At 65.3% G+C, this 22,731-nt stretch carries 21 protein-coding genes; 8 read left to right on the top strand and 13 right to left on the bottom strand.

From position 1 onward, the window contains the following. Window positions 1-98: 98 nt before the first annotated feature. Entirely contained in the window at window positions 99-1,094 is a 996-nt protein-coding gene (locus PQR54_RS06020) for a LysR substrate-binding domain-containing protein (protein ID WP_408244495.1), read from the top strand. A gap of 16 nt (window positions 1,095-1,110) precedes the next feature. On the opposite strand, the gene iolB is transcribed toward PQR54_RS06020, so the two are convergent. The 4 genes from iolB to PQR54_RS06000 all read right to left on the bottom strand — a co-directional run bounded on the left by iolB (window position 1,111) and on the right by PQR54_RS06000 (window position 6,630). Then, window positions 1,111-1,941: a 5-deoxy-glucuronate isomerase gene (gene iolB, locus PQR54_RS06015; RefSeq protein ID WP_408244494.1), complete on the bottom strand. Its 831-nt coding sequence runs from the start codon at window positions 1,939-1,941 to the stop codon at window positions 1,111-1,113. Between the two features lie 69 nt (window positions 1,942-2,010). Next, entirely contained in the window at window positions 2,011-3,489 is a 1,479-nt protein-coding gene (locus PQR54_RS06010; RefSeq protein ID WP_408244493.1) for a mannitol dehydrogenase family protein, read from the bottom strand. Further along, window positions 3,476-4,528 carry a mannonate dehydratase gene (gene uxuA, locus PQR54_RS06005; protein ID WP_408244998.1) on the bottom strand — a complete coding sequence of 351 codons (1,053 nt, stop codon included), beginning with the start codon at window positions 4,526-4,528 and terminating at the stop codon, window positions 3,476-3,478. The genes PQR54_RS06010 and uxuA overlap by 14 nt, the downstream gene beginning before the upstream one ends. A gap of 425 nt (window positions 4,529-4,953) precedes the next feature. Beyond that, entirely contained in the window at window positions 4,954-6,630 is a 1,677-nt protein-coding gene (locus PQR54_RS06000; RefSeq protein WP_408244492.1) for a putative bifunctional diguanylate cyclase/phosphodiesterase, read from the bottom strand. A 478-nt stretch (window positions 6,631-7,108) separates the two neighbouring features. On the opposite strand from PQR54_RS06000, the gene PQR54_RS05995 reads away from it, so the two are divergent. Together PQR54_RS05995 and PQR54_RS05990 are read left to right on the top strand one after the other, a co-directional pair. Next, window positions 7,109-7,411: an ArsR/SmtB family transcription factor gene (locus PQR54_RS05995; protein ID WP_408244491.1), complete on the top strand. Its 303-nt coding sequence runs from the start codon at window positions 7,109-7,111 to the stop codon at window positions 7,409-7,411. Window positions 7,412-7,496: 85 nt separating this feature from the next. Next, complete coding sequence (locus PQR54_RS05990) at window positions 7,497-8,558, top strand: alkene reductase (protein ID WP_408244490.1); 1,062 nt, start codon at window positions 7,497-7,499, stop codon at window positions 8,556-8,558. A 194-nt stretch (window positions 8,559-8,752) separates the two neighbouring features. Here the strand turns inward: PQR54_RS05990 and PQR54_RS05985 are convergent, their stop codons facing one another. Next, window positions 8,753-9,280 carry a GNAT family N-acetyltransferase gene (locus tag PQR54_RS05985; RefSeq protein ID WP_408244489.1) on the bottom strand — a complete coding sequence of 176 codons (528 nt, stop codon included), beginning with the start codon at window positions 9,278-9,280 and terminating at the stop codon, window positions 8,753-8,755. A gap of 138 nt (window positions 9,281-9,418) precedes the next feature. Between PQR54_RS05985 and PQR54_RS05980 the strand changes: the two genes are divergently transcribed. Continuing rightward, window positions 9,419-10,066: a VTT domain-containing protein gene (locus PQR54_RS05980; protein WP_116121868.1), complete on the top strand. Its 648-nt coding sequence runs from the start codon at window positions 9,419-9,421 to the stop codon at window positions 10,064-10,066. Between the two features lie 17 nt (window positions 10,067-10,083). After that, the gene (locus PQR54_RS05975; RefSeq protein WP_408244488.1) at window positions 10,084-10,242 is read left to right on the top strand and encodes a hypothetical protein; all 159 of its coding nucleotides are present in this window, start codon (window positions 10,084-10,086) and stop codon (window positions 10,240-10,242) included. Here the strand turns inward: PQR54_RS05975 and PQR54_RS05970 are convergent. The 6 genes from PQR54_RS05970 to PQR54_RS05945 form a co-directional block, all read right to left on the bottom strand. Beyond that, window positions 10,218-10,715: an SRPBCC family protein gene (locus PQR54_RS05970; protein ID WP_408244487.1), complete on the bottom strand. Its 498-nt coding sequence runs from the start codon at window positions 10,713-10,715 to the stop codon at window positions 10,218-10,220. The genes PQR54_RS05975 and PQR54_RS05970 overlap by 25 nt on opposite strands. Next, window positions 10,712-11,050, bottom strand: coding sequence for an ArsR/SmtB family transcription factor (locus PQR54_RS05965; RefSeq protein ID WP_408244486.1), 339 nt, complete (start codon window positions 11,048-11,050; stop codon window positions 10,712-10,714). Before PQR54_RS05965 ends, PQR54_RS05970 begins: the two co-directional genes overlap by 4 nt. Window positions 11,051-11,053: 3 nt before the next feature. Further along, a complete protein-coding gene (locus tag PQR54_RS05960; RefSeq protein WP_408244485.1) occupies window positions 11,054-11,515 on the bottom strand; it encodes a VOC family protein in 462 nt (153 codons plus the stop codon). Window positions 11,516-11,671: 156 nt separating this feature from the next. After that, window positions 11,672-12,856, bottom strand: a complete 1,185-nt coding sequence (locus PQR54_RS05955; protein ID WP_408244484.1) for an acetyl-CoA C-acyltransferase family protein — start codon at window positions 12,854-12,856, stop codon at window positions 11,672-11,674. A 29-nt stretch (window positions 12,857-12,885) separates the two neighbouring features. Then, complete coding sequence (locus PQR54_RS05950; RefSeq protein WP_408244483.1) at window positions 12,886-13,692, bottom strand: enoyl-CoA hydratase/isomerase family protein; 807 nt, start codon at window positions 13,690-13,692, stop codon at window positions 12,886-12,888. A 113-nt stretch (window positions 13,693-13,805) separates the two neighbouring features. Then, a complete protein-coding gene (locus PQR54_RS05945) occupies window positions 13,806-14,885 on the bottom strand; it encodes a porin (RefSeq protein WP_408244482.1) in 1,080 nt (359 codons plus the stop codon). A 559-nt stretch (window positions 14,886-15,444) separates the two neighbouring features. Here PQR54_RS05945 and PQR54_RS05940 point away from each other — a divergent pair. After that, complete coding sequence (locus PQR54_RS05940; RefSeq protein ID WP_408244481.1) at window positions 15,445-18,219, top strand: winged helix-turn-helix domain-containing protein; 2,775 nt, start codon at window positions 15,445-15,447, stop codon at window positions 18,217-18,219. Window positions 18,220-18,292: 73 nt separating this feature from the next. Here the strand turns inward: PQR54_RS05940 and PQR54_RS05935 are convergent, their stop codons facing one another. Together PQR54_RS05935 and PQR54_RS05930 are read right to left on the bottom strand one after the other, a co-directional pair. Continuing rightward, window positions 18,293-19,384, bottom strand: coding sequence for an NAD(P)-dependent alcohol dehydrogenase (locus PQR54_RS05935; RefSeq protein WP_408244480.1), 1,092 nt, complete (start codon window positions 19,382-19,384; stop codon window positions 18,293-18,295). A gap of 27 nt (window positions 19,385-19,411) precedes the next feature. Next, a complete protein-coding gene (locus PQR54_RS05930; RefSeq protein WP_408244479.1) occupies window positions 19,412-20,860 on the bottom strand; it encodes an aldehyde dehydrogenase in 1,449 nt (482 codons plus the stop codon). 321 nt (window positions 20,861-21,181) lie between these two features. On the opposite strand from PQR54_RS05930, the gene PQR54_RS05925 reads away from it, so the two are divergent. Then, a complete protein-coding gene (locus tag PQR54_RS05925) occupies window positions 21,182-21,427 on the top strand; it encodes a pentapeptide MXKDX repeat protein (protein WP_408244478.1) in 246 nt (81 codons plus the stop codon). 363 nt (window positions 21,428-21,790) lie between these two features. Beyond that, complete coding sequence (locus tag PQR54_RS05920; RefSeq protein WP_408244477.1) at window positions 21,791-22,720, top strand: EamA family transporter; 930 nt, start codon at window positions 21,791-21,793, stop codon at window positions 22,718-22,720. Window positions 22,721-22,731 lie beyond the last annotated feature (11 nt).

The following is a 22,731-nucleotide window of genomic DNA, read 5'->3' as shown; positions in this document are numbered from 1 at the left end:
TGCAGGGCGTCTGCTGCATAGTAGAATCGATCGATATGCTTTTATAATGAAAAATAACGCAAGATCTATATCGATACGGAATACATGGAGGCGACATCGTGACTTCGGCAATTCATCCGGAGGACGGCGCGGGGACCATCGCGACGAGCCGCTTCGACCCCACGCGTCTTAAGACACGCCAATTGGCTCTAATCGTTCAGCTCGACATCCATCGCTCGGTATTGCGCGCGGCGGACGCCGCGCACATGACGCAACCCGGCGCGACCAAGTTGCTGCGCGAACTGGAAGACACGATGGGTGTGCCATTGTTCGAACGGCATCCGCGCGGTGTCGAGCCCACCTGGTACGGCGAGGTGCTGATCCGCCATGCGCGCAGCGTGCTGGCGGAGTTGCGGCATGCGTACGACGAAGTGTCCGCGCTCAAAGCCGGCCTGACCGGGCAAGCGATGATCGGCACCGAGGTCACGGCGGCCACCAACCTCGTGCCGCAAGCCGTGGCGGCGCTCAAGAAGCGCTTTCCGCAGATTCGCGTCAACATCGAGATGGAATTCAGCGAGGTGCTGGTGCAGCGTCTGCAGGAAGGCAAGCTGGATATGATCGTCGCGCGAATCCGCAATCCGGACGATCTGGCGGAACTGCACTACGCCCCGCTCGCGGAAGCGCAGCACGCGCTGTTCGCACGCGTTGGCCATCCGCTCGTCAAGCGCAAGTCTCTGAGCTGGAAGGAGCTGGCGCCGCAAACGTGGATCCTGCCGCCGAAAGGCAACGTGATGCGCAATCAGTTCACGCAACTTTTTCTCGAACGGCATCTCGCGTTGCCGACGGATGTGGTCGAGAGCTCGTCGCTGCCTGTCATCACGAGCCTGCTGCAAATGAGCGATATGATTGCGCCCCTTGCGCGCGAGCCGGTGCGTCCGTATTGCATTGCCGGCGCGCTCGAACCGCTGCCGTTCGAACTCGATCTGAAACTCGGACCGGCGGGCATCGTCACGCGACGCGGCGACCGGCTCTCACCGGGTGCGCGGGCGATGCTGCAAGCGCTGCGCGAGGCCGCCGGATTCGATACCCAAGGCCCGGACGCCGACAGCGACTGACTTACCGCGACGGCACTCAGCGCACGCCGTCCGCCGCGACGCTTGCGCCGGACTGTAGCAACCACTCATGCGCCGGCTCGTTGTGTACGTGCCAGGTGCGACGCGGACCGGCCATCACATTCAGGTAGTAGAGGTTATAGCCGTGCGCGGCGGCGACCGGGTGATAGCCGCGCGGCACCAGTACGACATGCTTGTCGTACGCCGCGAGCGTTTCGTCGAGACTGCGGTCGTCGGTGTAGACGCGCTGAATCGCAAAGCCCTGCGGCGGCGAGACGCGGTGGTAATAGGTTTCCTCGAGATAGGTCTGCTGCTCGCCATCGTCGGTATCGTGACGATGCGGCGGATAGCTCGACCAGTTGCCCGCGGGCGTCACCGATTCCACCACCAGCAAGCTCTCCGCCGGCTCGGTTTCGGGCAGGATGTGGCGCACGTGACGCAGGTTGGCGCCAGCGCCGCGGGTTTCCTGCTTGACCTCGTCAGGTGCAATGAAGCGCGGCGGCAGACCGCCCTTCGCGGGCGCGGAGCAGATGCCGAGTTCGACCTCGTCCGTCGCCACGATCGTGTAGCGCGTATGCGGGGGCACATACATGGACCACGGCGCGCCTTCGAACGGCGACATCCGTGCGCCGATCTCGCGGCTCGCGAGTCCTTCGCAACCGGCTATTGCGTGCCCCTTGACGAGCACGACCACGACTTCGCGATCGCCCGTCTCCCGAGTCACTGTCGCGCCGGGCATGAGATCGAAAACATCGAAGCCGACGTATTTCCAGCCGGCGCTGTCTGGCGTGATATGGATGATCCGGCCGTCTTCGGCATGCTTCGACGGTTTGACGAGCAGGTCGCTCATGTCTTCCTCCAATTATTTAGGGCTACTAGCCGGCAGAGCGCGGCGGTTGCTGCGGCCACATGCATGGCTTCAAGCGGTAAAAGCGTCCATCGCTTTGACGACGCCTTGTGCACGAATCGCCTCCAGATGGCGTGCGATTTGCGCGACGAAGCGCGAGTGCGCGCGCAGGTCACAGCCAAAAATCGACTCGATTTCGAACAGTGTGCGTACCGCATCAACGGCATCCGCGTGCAAGGTCGCGCGGACCGCTTCGGTCAGTGTGTCGGCGAGAGGATCCGCGATCGCGTAAATGCGCCCTGTCTCGTCCCGACCGCCGAGGTACGCGATCCAGCCGGCCAGCGCAAAGGCGAGACGTTCGGTCGGCGCGCCGCTTTTCAGGTTGGCGCGCACGCTTTCCAGCCAGCGCTGCGGCAGTTTCTGCGAGCCGTCGGTCGCGATCTGTTGCAAGCGATGATCGAGCGCGGTGTTGCGAAAACGCGCGAACAGTTCAGCGCGATAGGTGGCCAAAGCGGGTCGCGACAGCGTCGGCTCCACCTCGTCGCGCAACATGCTTTCGACGAAGTTCAGCACCGGCGGTGCGCCGATCGCCTGATCGACGGTGTCATAGCCGATCAGCGACCCGAGGTACGCGAGCGCCGAATGCGCGCCGTTCAACATCCGCAATTTGGCCTGCTCATAGGGACGCGCGTCATCCACGAGCGTCGCCCCTGCGCGCTCCCACGCCGGCCGCGGTCCCGCGAAGCGATCCTCGATCACCCATTGCGAAAACGGCTCGGTCATCACCGGCCACGCATCGTCGGCACCGAGCTGCTTCGCGACGCGCATGCGATCGGCGTCGGTGGTCAGTGGCACGATCCGATCCACCATGGTGTTGGGAAATGCGCCCTGCCGCTCGATCCAGTCGGCCAGCACAGGATCCGTCTCGCGCGCGAACGCCAGCGTCAACGCGCGCATCGTGTCGCCGTTGGACGGCAAGTTGTCGCACGACAGCACGGTGAACGGGCTCAAACCGGCCGCGCGCCGCAGCGCCAGCGCGCGCACGACGAAGCCGATCGCGCTTCGCGGCGCGGCGGCCTCGCGCAAATCATGGGCGATGTCGGGATGATCGAACTGCAATGCGCCGCTGGCCGGATTGCGGCAATAGCCCTTCTCGGTGATCGTCAGGCTGACGATATGGCAGCGCGGATCCGTCATCGCGTCGAGCACGGCGGCGGGTGACTGCGGCGCGACCAGCGAAGCGACCAGCGCACCGATGACCTGGAACGAATCCGCCGTGCCGTCGCGCACATCCACGGCATACAGATGATCTTGCGGAGTGAGCGCCTCCGACGTATCCGCACGCCGCAACGACACGCCGACGATACCCCACCGGTGATCGCCGGCGCGCAACGTGTGCTCGGTGTAGACGGCCTGGTGCGCACGATGAAACGCCCCGAGGCCCAGATGGACAATGCCCGGTGCAAGGCTCGCGCGATCGTAGGCGGGAACGAAGACCTTGCCAGCAGCGCGCGCCGCGAGCGAAGCCAGCGCGGCATTACTCAGCCGCATGATCGGCCGGATGTTTGGCGAGACCTTCCCAGATGCCGTTCAGGTAGACCGCACCGAGCGCGCGGTCGAATAGCCCATAGCCGGCGCGGCCCGTTTCGCCCCAGATCATTCGCCCATGGTCCGGCCTCGCATAGCCGTCAAACCCGGTTTCGAAATAGGCTTTGACGATCTCGGCCATGTCGAGTGAGCCATCGGCCGAGCGATGCGAGGTCTCATGAAAATCGCCCGCGGCATTGGTTTGCACGTTACGCAGGTGGGCAAAATGAATCCGGCCACGTGCGCCGAACTCGCGCACCAGTGCCGGAATATCGTTCTGCAGGTCCGCGCCCAGCGATCCCGAGCACAGCGTCAGGCCGTTGGCGGGATCGTCGACGATAGCCAGCACGCGCTGCAGGTCCGCGCGATTCTTCACGATGCGCGGCAGTCCGAAAATCGGCCGCGGCGGATCGTCGGGGTGGATCGCCATCTTGATGCCGGCTTCTTTGGCCACCGGAATGATCGCGCGCAGGAAGTAGTCGAGATTGGCCCACAGACCGGCTTCGTCAAGCGCTTCGTACTCGCGCAGCAGGGCTTTCAATTGCTCGGGCCGATAGCTCGCGTCCCAGCCGGGCAACTGGATACCCTCGCTGACGTCGAGCTCGCGGATCGCTTGCGTGTCGAACGCGAGCGTCGTCGATCCGTCGGGCAGGCGCATTTCCAGCGAGGTGCGGGTCCAGTCGAAAACCGGCATGAAGTTGTAGCAGACCACCTTCACACCGCAGGCGCCGAGATTACGCAGCGTCTGGCCGTAATTGGCGATGAGCGTGTCGCGCGTCGGTTTGCCGAGTTTGATGTCCTCGTGCACCGGCACGCTTTCGATCACTTCTAGTGTCAGGCCGTGAGCCTCGATCTTCTCTTTCAGCGACAGGATCCTGTCGATCGGCCACACGTCGCCCACGGGCACGTCGTAGACCGCCGAGACGACTCCGACCATGCCGGGGATCTGGCGGATATAAGCGAGCGGCACGGGGTCCGTGTCGCCATACCAGCGAAAGGTCATTTTCACGTTCTAGTCTCCTCTTCGCATGCTCGTCTCGCCTTCGACGTAGGCAGCGCATCAATGAATGGTCGGTCCGGCCCTTACGCATCAGCCAGCCCGGCGAGGCGGAGTCTGGACCGTGCGCCTGGCGGGTTTACGCGTGGCGCGCACCTGGGAGTCTGCATACTAGCGACGATTGACATGCCTTAATAATGAAAAATAGTGCTCCATCTATACGATTATGGAATACCGATAACCGTAGAGGTGCCGCCCGCCTGCTGCGCCGAAAGCCCCTTCCGAGGGCCAATTGGGCCGTCTTCAGTTGCGGCGCATCGCCGTTAGATAGCGGGTTGCCGGCCTTCGCACGCGTGAAGACGCGCGAACGCAGACGCCGGCTCGGCGGCCGTAAACAGAAGCAATGCGAACCGGGCGACCGCGCGTCGAAGCTAGCGCGATCCGCTTCGTGCGTCCCGCGACGACGAAAGCGCAGTCGGCGCCCACGCGTCTACAAAAGGTTCGATGCGCGCCGCCGACATCGGCTGGCCGATGAAGTATCCCTGCGCGGCATCACACCCGAGTTCCCTAACGAGCGCGAGTTGCGTTTCGGTCTCAATGCCTTCCGCGACCGTTCCCATGCCCAGCGCGCGCGCGAGCGCCACCATCGCTTCGACCATCGCTCGGGACTGGTGACAGGTCTCCTCAACGGTGAGTCCCTGCACGAACGACTTGTCGATCTTGATGCGATCGACGGGCAGTTGTGTGAGGTAAGCGAGGCTCGAGTAGCCGGTGCCGAAGTCGTCGAGCGAGACGGTCACGCCGAGCCTTCGCACGGCCGAAAGCGAGCGCGACGCCGCGACAAAGTCGCTCATGACCGCAGTCTCCGTCACTTCGATGTCGAGTACGGAAGCGCTCACGCCCGACGCCTCGGCCGCCTCCGAAACCAGTGCGGCGAGATCGCAATTCTGGATCGTCGTGGCCGAGAGATTGACGGCGATCTTCAACGGCATGTGGTCCGGTGCCTGCCATTGCGCCGCCTGGCGGAACGCGCGACGAATCAGCCATTCGCCCGTCGCCTCATAGGCAGGCGATTCAAGCAGCACGTCGAGGAAGTCGCCCGGCATGAGCAGGCCCAGTTTGGGATGGTTCCATCGCAAAAGCGCCTCGGCGCCGTAGATACGGCCCGTGCCCAGATCCAGCTGCGGCTGGTAGTGCAGTTCGAACTGATGCGAGGCGCTCGCGCTTTCCAGATCCGCGCGTAGCCGCAGGCGATGAGAAAGACGCTGCGCATCCTCCTTACCGAACGACCACACGCGCGAGCCGCCTGCGCGCTTCGCGTGATACATGGCGGTGTCCGCGTTGCGTAGCAACTCGCCTGCGTCCGACGCCGACACGGGGTAGCGCGCCACGCCGATGCTCGCACCCACCGACGCCCGCACTGAAGGCGTCTGGATAGGTTCGCGCATGCGTACTACGACGTCGCGCGCGACACGCGCGGCCTCGCCCTCGGGCGCGTCGACGAGGAAAATCACGAATTCGTCGCCGCCGATGCGCGATGCATGGGCGCGTTCGGTGAGTAAGTCCGAAAGACGCTCGCCGACGACGCGCAGCACTTCATCCCCCGCCGCGTGACCGAACGAATCGTTGATGTCCTTGAAGCGGTCGAGATCGATGAAGAGCAGATCGACGGAATCTGCGACGCCTTCGTCGACGAGACGGTTAAGGCGCAGCAGCAGTTCGCGCCGGTTGATGAGCCCGGTCAGTTCATCGTGCGTGGCCTGGCGCGACAGGAGTTCGGAGATCGCACGCGCCTCGGTGACGTCGCGAACCAGCACGGTGACGCCGTCCTCGCCTGGAAACGCCCGCACTTCGAACCAGGTACCGAGCGGCGCGTAGAAGTCGGTCGCGCTGCTGGGCATACCGGTCTCGGCCGCCTGCCGATAGGCCGTTTCGTAGCTCGACCCAATGATGTCGGGGTACTCGGCCCAGATCTCGTGACCCAGCAGGTCCGACGGCCGGCGCTTCAGCAGTCGCGCAGCGGTGCGGTTGATGTTTCGAAACTTCCACTCGCGGTCAAGCGACATCACCCCATCCGTGATGTGGTCGAGCACCTGAAAATCTTCCATGCCTTTGTTCCCCTCGACGGACCGATGCCGCGGTCCCACTATGTCGGAAATCGCCAACATTGCGTATCGTAGGGGGACGAACCGTGTTTGTGAATTGAAAAGGTTCGCCGAGCAGGGGCGCCGCCCAGTCGTTAATCCTTAATTTGCTAGCGGATGCCTGTTGAAGCGCTAACCTTCGCGGCGGTTCCACCTTGGAAGCTCAGTGGCTTAATTAGCACACGTCTGGTAGACCAAACACGGAATCGCCGGCCTGGCGGACTATGCTGATCTGCGACTCAATTGCGACGTATATCAGCAGATTCAGAGAGTACATTCTCGCGATTCCGTACGCCCACACCTATCGCCCCCATTGTCAGTAGTGACTTCGAGCATATCGTTAAATTACGATATATGATTCGGGTTGTAGCGATGCAGTCACAAGGGCGCTGACCGGCGCCCTCGCCTGCCAGTTGTTCTTGTTGACCCTGAAACTTACCCAATGACGCTCGATATCGACGCGATTCACAAAGCGCTTGCCAATCCGGTCCGCCGGGAGATTCTCAGCAGGCTGCGCGAGCCGTACGCGCATTTCGGCGACCAGGAACTGCCGCTCGATTACGGCGTATGCGCCGGCAAGATCGAGGGACAGTGCGGCTTGTCGCAGTCCTCCGTGTCGGCCCACCTGGCGGCTTTGCAGCGCGCTGGGCTGGTCACGTCGAAGCGGGTGGGTCAATGGGTGTTCTTCAAACGCAACGAAGCCGCTATCCAGGCGTTCCTCGAGCACATCAACACCAGGCTCTAGGCGCCGTGATTCGCATTGCCACGCTTCTTTCTTCAAACAGTTTTTCAGGCTCGGGCCGCGCGCCCTCGGCCAAAGGTGAACTCATATGCCGACTCTTTTCGATCCGCTGCAAATTGGCGACATCACGCTGTCGAACCGCATCATCATGGCGCCGCTCACGCGCCAGCGCGCCGAAGAAATCCGCGTGCCGAACGCGCTGATGGCGAAGTACTACGCTGAACGCGCGAGCGCGGGCCTGATCATCAGCGAAGCGACTTCGGTCACGCCGCAAGGCGTGGGTTATGCCGAGACGCCGGGCATCTGGTCGCAGGAGCAGGTCGAAGGCTGGAAACTCGTCACGAGCGCCGTGCACGCCGCGGGCGGCAAGATCTTTCTGCAACTGTGGCATGTGGGCCGTATTTCGGACCCGCTGTTCCTGAACGGCGAACTGCCGGTCGCGCCGAGCGCGATCGCCGCACGCGGCAACGTGAGCCTGGTGCGTCCGGAGCGTCCGTATGTGACGCCGCGCGCGCTCGCGCTCGATGAAATCGCCGGCGTGGTCGAAGCCTTCCGCAAAGGCGCGGAAAACGCCAAGGCAGCCGGTTTCGACGGCGTCGAAGTGCACGGCGCCAACGGCTATCTGCTCGACCAGTTCCTGCAGGACAGCACCAACCAGCGTACCGACGCTTACGGCGGCCCGATCGAAAACCGCGCGCGTCTGCTGCTCGAAATCACCGACGCATGTATCGACGTGTGGGGCGCGAACCGCGTCGGCGTGCACCTCGCACCGCGCCGCGACGCGCACGCCATGGGCGATTCCGATCCGGCCGGCACGTTCGGCTATGTGGCCCGCGAACTCGGCAAGCGCAAGATCGCGTTCATCGCCGCACGTGAAGCGCTCGGCGACGACCGTCTCGGCCCGCAACTGAAGAAAGCCTTCGGCGGCGTGTACATCGCGAACGAAAAGTTCACCAAAGAAACCGCGCAGCAAGTGCTCGACGCAGGCGAAGCGGATGCGGTGGCGTGGGGTCAGTTGTTCATCGCAAATCCGGATCTGGTGCGCCGCTTCGCCACGAATGCGCCGTTGAACAAGCCGAACCCGGCGACGTATTACGCACGCGGTGAAACCGGCTACGTCGACTATCCGACGCTGGAAACCGTGGAATAAGGCTTGCAACAGGCGGGAAAAGGCGAAGCTATGCGGAGCGTTGGCGGAGGTTGAGCTGCTGATTGAAAAGCAGCCGAATGCATGGCAGTGCGCCGAAAAACGCGCGGTGGGTAGGACTGGAACATAACGCTCGAGTCCTACTCGCCGCGTTTTTTATAGCTCGACACCCGAGCGCACGCATCACACTTCACACATCACGCAAGATCTCGCCTCATGAACACTCGCCTGGATTCGTCGAGTCCGCGCGCGATATGCGCGTCGCGCCGCGCGATCAACGCCGCGTCGAGTTCGGCCTCATCGATATCGCGAAACCCGAGCCGCCGATAATACGGCGCGTTCCACGGCACCTCGCGAAACGTCGACAGAATCAGTTGCGTGAGCCGTTGCGCGCGCGCAATGTGCGCGACCTGCTCGATCAGCGCCGCACCGATACGCTGCCCCGCGTGCGAGGTGAGCACGTCGAGTTCCTGCACGTAGATACGCGTGGGTTGCGGTTCGAACATCACGAAACCGGCGCACGTCGCATCGGCAGCCACGGCCACGATGATTTCCCGCGCCGCGATCTTGCGCTCGACGATTTCCAGATCCATCGGCGGCGCATCCGCGATACCCGCCATATCGACGCTGAGAAAACGCTGTCCCGCCTCGAATTCGAGCGCGCGGATCGCGTTGGCATCGTGTTGTTCGGCAAATCGGAAGGTCATACCGGTAGCGTGTTGCATGGGCGTTCTGGCAGGCTCGTGCTGATGGTTATTCTCGACGACACGCCTCGATATTGACATCACCGCCGAGAAATAGACAAGTCAGCGCCCCGCCGCGGGACTAAACTCCTGAAGATCCGAATTCCCCTTCGACCCAAGATGGATCTGATGCATGTGCTGCAGGTCGCCCTGCACTTCGACCAGCACCTGAGCGGCCTGATCGTGCAATACGGCACCGCCGTCTACGCGATGCTGTTTCTCGTCGTGTTCGTCGAGATCGGTTTTCTGCCGCTGTTCTTCCTGCCCGGCGATCCGCTGATTTTCATTTGCGGCGGTCTCGCGGCCACCGGCGCGCTGAACGTCTGGCTCGTGATTCCTGTGCTGTTCGCCGCGACGGTGGCCGGCAGCATCGTCGACTACGCGATCGGGCGGGCGATCGGCGAGAAAGTCTATACCGCCGACTATCGCTGGCTCGACAAGAACGCGTTGCGCAAGGCGCACGCGTTTTACGAAGCGCGCGGCGGACTGACCTTTCTGCTGTCGCCGTTCATCGCCGTGGTGCGCACCTTCGCGCCGTTCGTCGCGGGCGTTTCGCGCATGACGTTCGCGCGTTTCGTGTCGTTCGTCACGGCGGGCGCGGCGTTGTGGATCGTGTCGCTGGTGGCGGCCGGCTATCTGTTCGGCAACGTGCCGCTGGTGCGCGACCACATGAGTTCGATCGTGCTGTTAGGCGTCGCGCTCGGTGTCGGTTCGCTGCTCATGAGTGCGGTGTGGCGCTTCGTCAACCGGCGCTTGCGCGCGCACTGACGTTCGTGGAGATCGTCATGACGCTGTCTGCCTTGCTCGTTTTCGCCCTCGCGCTGAGCGTCGCGGCACGCGAGCGCGACGATGATGGCGGGCGTCGCCGCCGCGATCGCCACGCGCTGAAGCGTTTCTCGCCTGCACGCCGTGGCGCTCCTCAGCCGGTCGGTCCGGACACCTGAACCGCGGTTCGCAGCGAAGCGAGCAACGCCTGCCACCATTCGCCGTGCCGCAGCAGAAACACGCGATCGGGGAAATGGTGACGCGCCACATGGTCCTGCGGCACGGTATCCCAGCCACGATGTTCGACGGTCACCCGCGTTTCATCGCCCACCGCTTCGAAACGCACGTCGACATGCGTGTGCTGCGCGTCGCTGAAACTGGCCTGACGCCAGCCGAACGCAAGACGCTCGCCCGGCTCCCAGGCCGTGACGCGGCCAATCTCGAAGACGCTGCCGTCCGCCTGCGTCTCGATCAGGCGGCCCTGCCCGCCCGCTTGCTCAGCCGGTTCGAACGACAACACACCGGCGCTTTGCGGCGTGAACTGAAACAGCTGATTGGGCCGCCACCATGCGCCGATCTCGCGCGTAAAAACGTCGAACGCGCGTTGCGGCGAGGCGGCCACGCGCAACGACACCTGCACGCGCGAACTCATCCCCGGGCCTCCAGATGCGCTTTGAACGACAGCAATTGCCCGGCCCACATGGCCTCGGTCTGTTCGAGCCACGCCTTCAATTCGCTCATCGGCGTGGAGCGCAACACGTAAAGCCGCACGCGCGCGTCGACGCCGTCATGCGATTCCTCGATCAGCTGGCTCGAACGCAGCACACGCAAGTGCCGGCTCATCGCTTGAGGCGACAGGCCAGTGGCTTGCGCGAGTTCGCCGGCGCGCATCGGCTGACGGCTGAGCAGATCGACCACCTGACGCCGGTTCGGATCGGCTAGCGCGGCCAATGTGCGGTCGAGCGAGGCGCTGGCAGGCAGGGCCATGCGTTACACCCATCCTTCGATCTTCAGGCCGCTGACGCGCTCGGCTTCCTCGCGCGACACGGTGCGCACCGTCTGGCCGAAGCTCCACACATGCCCCTCCGGATCGCGGACCGCGTAGACGCGGTCGCCGTAAAACTGATCTTCCGGTTCGCGCGTCACCACCGCGCCCGCGGCACGCGCGCGGGCGCAATGTTCGTCGATGCCGTCACGCAATTGCACGTGCACCGACTGCGTGTTCTTGCCGCCGATCGACGCCGGGCTGGCCGCGTTTTCCGACCATTCGCGGCAGATCATCACGTAGCTGTCGCCGAAACGCATTTCCGAGTGGCCCAACTGGCCGTCGTTGTCCGTGATGACCAACTGGCGCTCGAAGCCGAACGCCCGCTCGAGCCAGTCGAGCGCGGCAAACGGGTCCTTGTAGTACACCGCGGATCCCAACGAAGGACGATGAAGCGGCTCGCTCATGACTGTCTCCTTTTGTAAACGTGACGATTAATATTTAACACTATAGTTAAACAAATCGGGAAAGCAAGGACGACATGAACAACCGTCTGTTCCTTCACGATAAAGTTGAAATGCTGCGCCGCACGGCGCAGTCCAATCGTCCGCCGTCGAACGTATTCAGGTCCGCTCGAAGATGGCCGAGATCCCCTGTCCGCCGCCGATGCAAAGCGTCACCAACGCGTAACGGCCGCCCGTCCGATGCAGTTCGGCAATCGCCTTCGTGGTGATGATCGCGCCCGTGGCGCCCACGGGGTGGCCGAGCGAAATGCCCGATCCGTTCGGATTGACCTTAGCCGGATCCAGGCCCAGTTCCTGAACGACCGCACACGCCTGGGCGGCAAATGCTTCGTTGGCTTCGATCACGTCCATGTCCTGCGTCCTGAGCCCGGTGCGTTCGAGCACCTTGCGCGTGGCTGGAATCGGTCCGATACCCATGTACGCGGGCTCGACGCCCGCGTGGGCATAGCCGACCAGACGCGCGAGCGGCCGCAGGCCCAGTGCCTTGACCCGCTCCGCCGTCGCCAGCACCACGGCGCTGGCACCGTCGTTGATGCCCGACGCATTGCCGGCGGTCACGAGTCCGTCCTTCCTGAAGACAGGCTTCATGCCGGCCAGCGTCTCCAGCGTGGTGTCGGCGCGCACGTGTTCGTCGGTATCGAACCGGACCACGCCCTTGCGCGTCCTGATCTCGACCGGGACGATCTGCTCCTTGAAACGCCCCTGCGCAATCGCGAGCGCCGCGCGACGCTGGCTTTCGGCGGCCAGGCGATCCTGCGCGTCGCGCGAAATCCCGTAGCGCGCAGCGACGTTCTCGGCCGTGATGCCCATATGCAACTTTTCCCACGGATCGTGCAGGATGCCGACCATATAGTCGATCAGCTCGGCATTGCCCATGCGCGCGCCGTAGCGCGCCGCGGAATCGAAGTACGGGCCGCGGCTCATCGACTCCGAGCCGCCGCCTACGGCGATCTCGCAATCCCCCTGACCGATGGCCTGCGCAGCCGACACGATGGCCTGCAGGCCCGAGCCGCACAGCCGGTTTACGTTGAAGGCAGGCGTTTCGATCGGGCAACCCGCATCGAGGGCTGCCACGCGGCTCAGGTACGCGTCGCTCGGTTCGGTAGGAATCACGTTGCCCATCACCACGTGGCCGATCGCATCGGGCGGCACGCCGCTGCGTTCGATCGCGGCCCTGACGACGGTGGTCGCGAGCTGCGTGTTGGGCACGTCCTTGAGCGCGCCGCCGAAGGTGCCGATCGCGGTGCGCGCGGTACCGACGACATAGATGTCACGCTGGGTCATATAAATCTCCGGAAGATGAACTGGATGGATCAGCGGCCCGCAAACCGGGCAACCTGTCTGGAATGGAACGCCTCCAACCCGGCGCCGAAGTCCTGCGTGCCCGCGCATGCGCGGAAAGCCTCCGCTTCGGCGTCGAGTTGCGCGGGGAGGCTGCGGTCGAACGACTCGCGCATCAAGCGCCGGATGGCGCCGTAGGCGAGAGTCGGTCCGGATGCGAGGCGCAGCGCCAGCGCGTCGGTTTCCTCCTGAAGCCGATCCGCCGGCACGACGCGGTTGATCAACCCGAGCCGCTCGGCATCCGCGACTCCGAACGTCTCGCCCAGCATGGCGATTTCGAGCGCGCGGCGCAGCCCCACCAGGCGCGGCAGCACCCACGAGGTACCCGAATCGCAGCTCGCGCCCAGGTTGATGAAGGCGGAGTTGAAACGCGTGCCCTCCGCTGCGAGCACGAAGTCGGCCTGCAGCATCAGGCTCAGGCCTGCGCCCGCGGCCACGCCATGCACCTGGGCGATCACAGGCGCATTCATGGCAGCCAGGATCGCCACCGCCTCATGAATCGGCGTGATCAGATCGATTGCTCCTTGCACGGGGTCGGCTCGCAGCGTCGCCAGATCTCCGCCCGCCACGAACCCCTTGCCGGCGCCACGCAACACGACGGCACGCACGGATGGGTCAGCCGCCAGATCTTTGGCGGCGGCGAGCAATGCCCGGGCCATCGGCACGTCCAGCGCGTTGAGCGCGCTCGGGCGGTTGAAGGTCAGCGTAACGACCGCAGCGGCGCGCTGCACTTGCAGTTCCGGGGCGCCGCGGACATCGGGCGAAGGAGAGTCAGTCATAGTCGTTGGCATCTGAGGAAAAAACATGAGTGATGGGCAAGCCGTGGATCAGGGCGAATGCTTGCGTGAACGGGCGAGAGGTCACCGGCAACGCGTCAACCGCGAAAGCCTGTTCAGAACATGTGACGTATGCCGACGTTGACGCCGGTCGTCGTCCCCGAGGTGCCGTAAGGCGCGTTGTGGACGGACAGGCCGGTGTTCATCGCTCCTTGGTTGTTCACCACGGCGACCTGCGCATACAGCGTCGTCGCCTTCGACAGGAAGTATTGCCCGCCCATTGCGAACAACAGCGAGTGATTGGCCGTATCGTTGCGGTCGCTGGTGAACCAGACGCCGCCGTCGAGATCGAAGGACGGCGTCACGAGGTAGTCCAGGCCCGCGGCGTAGACATTGTTGTTGAACCAGCCAGCGGTCTTGTAGTTCGTAAACGACGCCTTTGCCGTGAGATTGCCCCATTTGTAAGAGACGCCCAGCGTGCGTCCGAAGAACGCCACATCGGTCGGAACCGGCGTCTGCGCCGGGCTGCCGGCATTGGCGCTGTATATCCCGGCCACCACCACCAGGTCGTCATGCTGGTAGTTCAGGCTCGCCGAATATTGGCGGCCGGCCTGGAAGTCGCCGGCCTTTCCGCCAAGCGCGTACATCACGCTGCCCTTGAGGCCGAACAGCTGGGGCGTCGTATAGCTCACGGCATTCGAGACGAAGACGCCGGTGCCGAGCACCGAGTCGCCATAGATCACCAGGCCGCTGCCGAACGGCGATAACTGGCGCGGATCGCCCTCGTAAACCGCGAGGCCGAATGGCGAATACTGCACCCCCGCCTTGACCTGGCCGAAGCGCCCGTCGAGCGCGATCCATGCCTGACCGCCAAACGCGAACCCGTTCGAATTGTCGAAAGCACCGTTGGCCGTGCTGATGCCGCTTACCAGCCTGAACGTGGCTTTCAGGCCGCCGCCCAGGTCCTCGGTGCCAGTCAGCCCGAATGCGCTCGGCGCCTTGCCGCTGTCGAGAAACGAGAACTGCTTGCGTTCATTCTGTCCGGTGGCCGGATTGGCCGTCTTGCTGAAGTACGCCAGGCCGCCGTCCAGAACGCCGTAAAGCGTTACGCTGCCTTGCGCATGGACGCAGGTATTCACCAGCAGGCCAGTCAGGCAGGTCGACGCTGCCTTTGCAATTGCCCTTCTTTCGAACATCTTTGTCTCCTGCTACTTCGGATTGGCATTTGATTCGCATGACGTATCAAAACGGACGGGGTAGCGTCTGTCGGCATCTGGACCGTCCGACGACTGAACTGCGCCGCTGCTGCGGGGCCGGTTTGTTTCCTCCGGAACGAGAACACGCGTGCGCGTGTTTCCGGGAAACGCGGTGCGCTCGCGTGTTGGTCGCTTGTCGCCGGAATTCATTCTCATCAAAGCGCCGCTGAAATTCCCCGTCCGAAAGTACAGTTATGCGCAGGCGCGATGTGTCGGGCAGGGTTTTCCGGGAGTCGGACGCGGTGTGATGCGGCGGGGGAAAGTGCGGCATACGGCTTATCGCGATCGCGGCGTGGGTGGCTGATTTGCCATTCGGCGATGAAGCAACGCTGCGCGAGCCGCGCGAGATTCTGGATGATGAGGATGACGACACGAAGCGATGCGTGCGAAGATGCGGTTTCTCCGGCGGCCAGCAGCGCGCCGCTTCATTCCGGGTGAACCTCGCGACCTTCCTGTCGGCATGGCGCCCCGCTGAAATGCCTTCAGGAATGCACCGATCTTGCCAAACGCGGCCTCGCCCTCACCCGACTCATTGACCGCCGATTGCGCCGCAAGCGCCTCCTCCGCGCATCCGGCTGTGCGTCTCGGTGCCCGTGCCGCGGCGAAGATCGCGCCCCCCGCCAGTCATACGACCGACATCCCGCGCGATGCGATCCGCGATCTCGTTTGCGTGCCGCACGCCGCGAAACTCGTGCTCGTGCGTGCTCCCGCGGGATTCGGCAAGACGACGGCGATGAGCCAGTGCCGCGCGCAACTCGCGCGGCTCGGCTTCGAGACGGCGTGGCTGACGCTCGACCACGGCGACAACGATCCGTCGCGTTTCCTGCATTACCTGCAACTGGCGCTGCGGCATATGGACGCCGAGCGTCTGGCCGGCGACGATCCGCGATCCGCAGCGGATGTCACGCTGGCCGTCTTCGACCGCATCGCCGCGCGCCAGTCGCCCTTCGCGCTTTTCATCGACGAGTTCGAGACGATCCACGATCCGGGCGTGATCGCGCTGCTGCATGAAATTGTCGATCGGCTGCCCCGCCACGGCTTTGTCGTGATCGGTTCCCGCAGCCAGCCGCACCTGTCGCTCGGCCGCTTGCGCGCGCGCGGTCAACTGCTCGAAATCGACGCCGACCGCTTGCGGTTCTCGCTTGCGGAAACCGAGCGGATGCTGAACGGGCACGCGAATCTCGCGCTCGGCGGCCGCGATCTCGATCGACTGCAGCGCCGCACCGAGGGCTGGGCCGCCGCGCTGTGGCTCGCATCGCTCGCACTCGAAAAACGTGACGAGAGGAGTGCCTTCATCGAACGCTTCTCCGGTTCGCACGACCCGCTCGCGGACTATCTCGCCGAAGACGTGCTCGCGGGGCAGCCCGAACCGGTCCAGACGTTTTTGCTTCAGTGCAGCGTGCTGCGCCAGCTCAGCGCGCCGGTGTGCGACGCGCTCAATCCCGGCGTGGACAGTGCAACCATGCTGCGTACTCTCGACCAGGCGGGACTGTTCGTGAATCGCGTCGAGGCGGCGGAACCGGCCTACCGCTTTCACAGTCTGTTCTTGGATTTCCTGCGCGCGCAACTGGCGCGCCGGCATCCGGACCGGGTGCCCTTGCTGCATCTTGCGGCCTCGCGCTGGCACGAACAGCACGGCCATCCGGTGTCCGCCATCGATCACGCGATCGACGCGGGTGATGTCGAACGCGCGCTCGGGCTGCTGCTTCCGCACGCCGTGGATTTCCTCGCGCAAGGACGGCTGCGGCTGCTGGCTCGGTGGTTCGCACGGCTGCCGCAGGACGGCATCGACTGCCACCCGACCATCGGCATCGTTCACGCATGGACGATATGCCTGACCCGCAGCCCGCTCGAGGCCATGGCGCTGGCCGAGCAGGCGAACTGGCGCACGGCGCCGTCCGCCGAGATCCGCGCGCAAGCCGACGCCTGCCACGTCGTGCTGCTCGCGACGCTCGATCGCGTCGAAGAAGCCTACGAAGCGGGCCGGCGCTGCCTCACTGCGGCATCGGCCGTTCATCCGTTCGCGAATGCGACGCTCGTCAACGTGATGGCCACCCTCGCGACGACGATGGGGCATCGCGACGAAGCTCGCCGCCTTCTCGATACGGCGCGCACCATCGGCGGCGCACAAAGCGCGCTCAACAGGATGTACACCGAGGCGGCCGAGGGGCTGATCGATTTGCAGGAGGGCCATCTGCGGCTCGCGACCGCCCGCTTCCATCTCGCGGCGGGCACCGCCGGCGGCCATGAGACCGCCGGTTTTACCGATGGAAATGCGTGGGCCGGTCTGCTGTACGCGCGCGCGCTCTATGAGGCCGGCCGCGTCGCCGACGCGGAGCCGCTGCTCAACATCTATGTGCCGCTGGCACGCGATATCGGCTTGCCCGATCACGCGATCGCCGGCTATTCCATGCAGGCCCGGATTGCATTTCAGCGCGGCGACGTCGATCTCGCGTTCCGGCTGCTCGCGCAACTGGAGCGGCTCGGATACGATCGCCGCCTGCCGCGCGTGGTCGCGAGCGCGAAACTCGAACGCGCGAGGCTGTTGCTGCTGCAGGGCAATGCCGAGGCGTCGCGCTCGGAGCTCGATCTCGCGGCGGGCGCCACCGCGGTCTGGACGCGTATCGAAGCGCTGCGTTTTCTCGCCCACGAGGTCGACTCGCTGACAATCGCGCGGCTGCGCTGGGCCTTGCATTTCGGCGATGCCGGCGATGCGGCGCGCGCCCTCGCGCAGGCGCGCGCGGATGCCGCGTCGGCCGGGCGCCGCTGGCGCGCGATGAAGCTGCAGTTACTCGAATGTCTCGCGCTTCTGCAGGCCGGCCGCGAGCCGGACGCGCTTGCCGCTGCCTGGCCACTGCTCGACACGCTGTGCGCGGAAGGCCTCGTGCGCATGATGGTCGACGAGGGGCCTCTGGCGGCCCGGCTCGCGATGCGCTGCCAGGCAAGCGGCGCGACGCGCGCTCGCGATCCGCTGCTGGAGGATTATCTGCGCGCGTGTATCGAACCGTATGCGGCGCAACTGGCGGCGCTTGCCGAAGGCGAGCCGCCCGCGCACGCCGCCGCGCCGCTCGAGCCGCTCGAGCCGCTGACGCGCAAGGAGCGGCGCGTACTGCAACTGCTCGCGCAAGGCTATTCGAACAATGCGATGGCCGAGAAGCTGTTCGTGTCGTACAGCACGGTCTGCACGCACCTGCGCAACATCAACGCGAAGCTGAACGTGCACAACCGGACCAGCGCGGTGGCGGTCGGACGCCGGTTCGGGCTGATCGACTAGCCGACTAGCGCTGCGCGCCGCTGCCCTGTTCCGGGTGCCGATCCGCGTCACCCGCGAAATCGGCAAACCGCCGTCAATCGAACAGCAGGATCGGCTTGAGCACCCGCCCGCTCGCGGCTTCCTGCACCGCGGTCTCGATCGCCTCGAACGGGAAGTGCGTGACCATCCGGTCGACGGGGAAGCGCCCTTGCAGGTACAGGTCGATCAGCCGGGGAATCAGCACGTCGGGCTCGGCCAGGCCGCTTGGGAATCCGCGAATGCCGACGCCCGTCAGCGCTACTTGCGGCTGGCTCAGCGTCAGCTCCGCGCCCTGCGCTGACACGCCGAGCAGGCCGCACTGGCCGCCGGCGCGCAGGCTTTCAACCGCATCCCGCGCCACCGCGGCCACGCCCGTCGCGTCGATGCTGTAGTGCACGCCCCCCGGCACGAGCGCGTGCACGGCCTCCGCCGGCCGCCCCGCCGCTGCGTCGATCCCGTGCGTCGCGCCCAGCTCGCGCGCGATGTCGAGCCGCGATGGCGTGCGGTCGATCGCGACGATGGTCGTGCAGCCGACCGTGCGCGCGGCCATGATCGCTGCCAGTCCGACCGGCCCGCAGCCGAACACCGCGATGCTGGTGCCCGCTTCCGGTTTCAGGCCATTGAGCACGGCGCCTGCGCCGGTCATCACGCCGCAGGCGAACGCGGGCGCGAGCGTCAGGTCGAGATCGGGCGTGATCTTCGTCGCGTTGTTGTGATGCGCGAGCACGTTGGTGGCAAAGCTCGACTGCCCGAAGAAATGCCCGGCGACCGGCTGGCCGCGCCGGGACAGGCCCGTGCTGCCGTCCGGCCGCCCACCGGACAGGTTGAGCACACCCTGCGATCCGCAGTAGTTCGAATGACCGCCGCGGCAATCGGGACACACGCCACAGGTGAGGCGGCTTAGCAGCACGCGATCGCCGACCTGCAGGTTCGTCACGGCCTCGCCGACCGCCGCGACGATGCCCGCGCCCTCGTGGCCGAGCACGATCGGCAACGGAACGGGCACGTACTGATCACGCACGCTCAGGTCGGAATGGCAGATGCCCGCCGCAACCATCCGCACGAGGATCTCGTCCGGTCGCGGCGCTTCGAGTTCCAGTTCCTGCAACACGAACGGTCTGCCTTTTTCTTCGACGACTGCCGCCATAATTTTCATCGCTGTCTCCTGATTCGTTCAATGCGCCTTCGGGCGCAGGATCGCCTGCGTCTCGAGGTATTCACCCAGTCCTTCCGGCCCGAGTTCGCGCCCGAGTCCGGATTGCCTGAAGCCGCCGAACGGCACGTTGGGGTCGAGTGCCATGCTGCCGTTGACGTACACGGAGCCGACCCGCAGTTGCTTGCCGAGCGCCGTCGCGCGCTCGACGTCCGCGCTCCACACCGACCCGGACAACCCGTACTCGGTATCGCCGGCGATACGCAACGCATCGCCCTCGTCGTCATAGGCGATCACGTTCACGACCGGCCCGAAGATTTCCTCGCTGGCAATACGCATCCGTTGATGTACGTTCGTGAATATCGTCGGCGCGACATACCAGCCGCGCGAGAGTCCGGACACGGTGGGGCCGCCGCTGACGAGCGTGGCGCCTTCGTCCTTGCCGATCCCGATGTAGCCGCGCACGCGTTCGGCATGCGTCTTCGTGACGAGTGGGCCAAGCTGCGTTTGCGGATCCTCCGGGTCGCCGATCCGCACGGACTGCGCGACGGCATGCAGCGCATCGACGAAGCGCGGCTGCAGTGCCTTCGGCACGAGAATCCGGCGCTGCGCGATGCAGGCCTCGCCGTTGTTGAAGATCAGGCTGGCCAGCAGCAGCCCTTGCGCGACGAGCTCGAGCGGCGCATCGTCCAGCACGATCGCCGCGGCGTTGCCGCCCAGTTCCAGCGAACAGCGCTTCAACGTATCCGCGCAATTGCGCGCGATCAGCTTGCCGACGGCGGTGCTGCCGGTGAACGCGATCTTGTCGACGTCGGGATGCGCGACGAGGCGCATGCTGCCCGCGATACCGGTCGACACGAGATTGAACACACCGGCCGGAAACTCTGCCGCCTGCGCGATTTCGGCGAGCAGGAAACTGCTGAGCGGCGTTTCCGGCGACGGCTTGAGCACGACGGTGCAGCCCGCGGCCAACGCGGGGGCGAGTTTCGACAGCGCGCCGAGAATCGGAATGTTCCACGGCACGATCGCACCGACGACGCCGATCGGCAGGCGCCGCACGAGCGTGTCGAAATGCAGCGCGTCGCGCCCGCTCTCGAACGGCGACCGTTCGATCAGGTCTGCGTAGTAGTCGACGAACGCCACGGCCGGCAGCACATGACTAAGCTCCGACGTCGCGATAGGAAAACCGCCTTCGCGGGACACCGCCGCGGCCAGTTCGGCGCTGCGTTCGCGCAGGCCCTGCGCGAAGCGGCGCAGGTATGCGGCCCGTGCGGGCGCGGCGAGCGTCGGCCATGGGCCACGGTCGAACGCCCGGCGGGCGGCCGCGACTGCCGCGTCGATGTCGGCGGGCGTTCCGTCGGGCGCGCGCCCGATTACCGCTTCCGTGTGTGGACTGATCACGTCGAGCGTGTCGCGTCCGGCCGGCGGCTGCCAGCATCCGTCAATGAAGAAATCGCTCCGCACCTGCATGAATATCACCTCCTGGTTGACTCCAACGTGCCGGGGGGGGGGGGCCCCCACCACGGCCCCCCCCCCGGGGGTTTTTTTTTTGGGGGGGGGGGGGGTGGGGGGGGGGGGGGGGGGGGGTTGGGGGGGGGCGGGGGGGGGGGGGGGGGGGGGGGGGGGGGGGGGGGGGGGGGGGGGGGGGGGGGGGGGGGGGGGGGGGCCCGGGGGGGGGGGGGGGGGGGGCGGGTTCGGGGGGGGCCCCGACCCCGGGCGGCAGAAGCTTCGGAAGTAAGCCGGCTGGCACGCTGGCCGGTACAGATTCATCCACAACCAAGGAGTCATCCCATGAAAAAGTTCGCACTTGCAGCACTGACCGTCGCTCTCCTGACCAGCGGCGGCGCCGCGTTCGCCCAGGCAAGCGGCGCCATGTCCAACGATTCGATGGCGAAGGACACCATGTCGAAAGACGCCATGTCCAAGGACAGTATGTCGAAGGGCGGCATGAAGAAGGACACGATGAAGCATGACAAGATGAAAAAGGGCGACGCGATGGGCATGAAGCACGAAGCGTCGGGCGCAATGGCCAACTGAGCCGTCCTGACTATGCGGCCCGGATAGCGCGAACGCGCCGGCGGCCCGCACGATAGAAAGCCGGGGCACGTCCCCGGCTTTCTGTTGCAAGTACGCCAAAAAGTTACGATTCTTTCAAGCGGCGCGGTGGGCGCTTACTGCATAATGCGATGCGCGCCGAACGTTCGGCGCGTGTTCGCCGTGGCTCGATCGCTCCCGATCGCCGCGGCGTTGTGGCCCTTGGCCATCTATCGTCCTTCCGTTCCACCGACATGTCCGCCAGCCTCGCCCGTCAGACCGCATCGCCGATGCGGTGTCCGCCATCCCGCCTCAGGGTCTTCAGCGGGGGCGCAGCACCTCGAGCGGCATGGGCGGGTTGAACGCATGTCGCTGCAATTCCTGAATCGTTTTTCGCGTGGTTTCCCGATCCGTTTGCCGCAATCGCGCAACGGGCAGATCGTGCTCGCGCTCGCCGTCGTCTATCTCGTGTGGGGTTCGACGTATCTCGCCGTACACGTCGCGCTGGGTTCGTTTCCGCCGCTGCTGCTCTCCGGGCTGCGCAACCTGTTCGCCGGCGTAGGGCTGTTCATATTCGCCGCGCGCCGCAATCCGGTCTGGCCGAGCGCCGCCGAAATCCGCAATGCCGGACTCGTCGGCACCATGCTGGTCGGTTTGTCGAGCGGCATGCTCGCTTATGGGATGCGCACCGTCGGCACCGGCACCGCGGCGGTCATGGTCGCGACCGTGCCGCTGTTCGCCACCGTGATCGCGGCGGCGGCGGGGCGTAAGATCGGCCGGGGTGAGTGGTTCGCGGTCGGGCTCGGTCTGGTCGGCATTGCGATTCTCAGCCACGGCGACAGCGCGCCCGGCTCCGCGGGCGGCAGCCTGGCGATTCTGTGCGGCGCGCTTTTCTGGGCGGGCGGCGCGCATCTGGCCGGGCGTCTGAAGCTGCCCTCGGACCTGTTTCTCTCGACGTCGCTGCAAATCGGCCTGGGCGGCGCGATGTCGACGCTGGTCGCGTGGGTCTCGGGCGAGCGGATGCTCGAAGTGCATTTCCTGCCGGTGCTGGCGTTCATCTACCTGATGCTGATCGGGACGATGGCCGCTTATGTCGCCTACGGTTTTCTGATCCGGCACACCAGTCCGATCATCGCCAGCAGTTGCATGTATGTGAATCCGGTGGTGGCCGTCGCGCTCGGCGCGCTGCTGCTCGGCGAGCCGGTCACTCATTCCACGGTGGTCGCGACTATCGTGATTCTGGCGAGCGTGGGGCTGTCTTTCTGGTTCGATTACCGGAAGAAGCAGATCGCCTGAATTTCCCGCGA

This window comes from Paraburkholderia phytofirmans (assembly GCF_046028095.1).
In the GTDB taxonomy this organism is placed as follows: Bacteria; Pseudomonadota; Gammaproteobacteria; order Burkholderiales; family Burkholderiaceae; genus Paraburkholderia; species Paraburkholderia phytofirmans_A.
The sequence above is the reverse complement of the archived record's forward strand: the minus strand, read 5'-3'. Positions and strand labels throughout refer to the sequence as shown.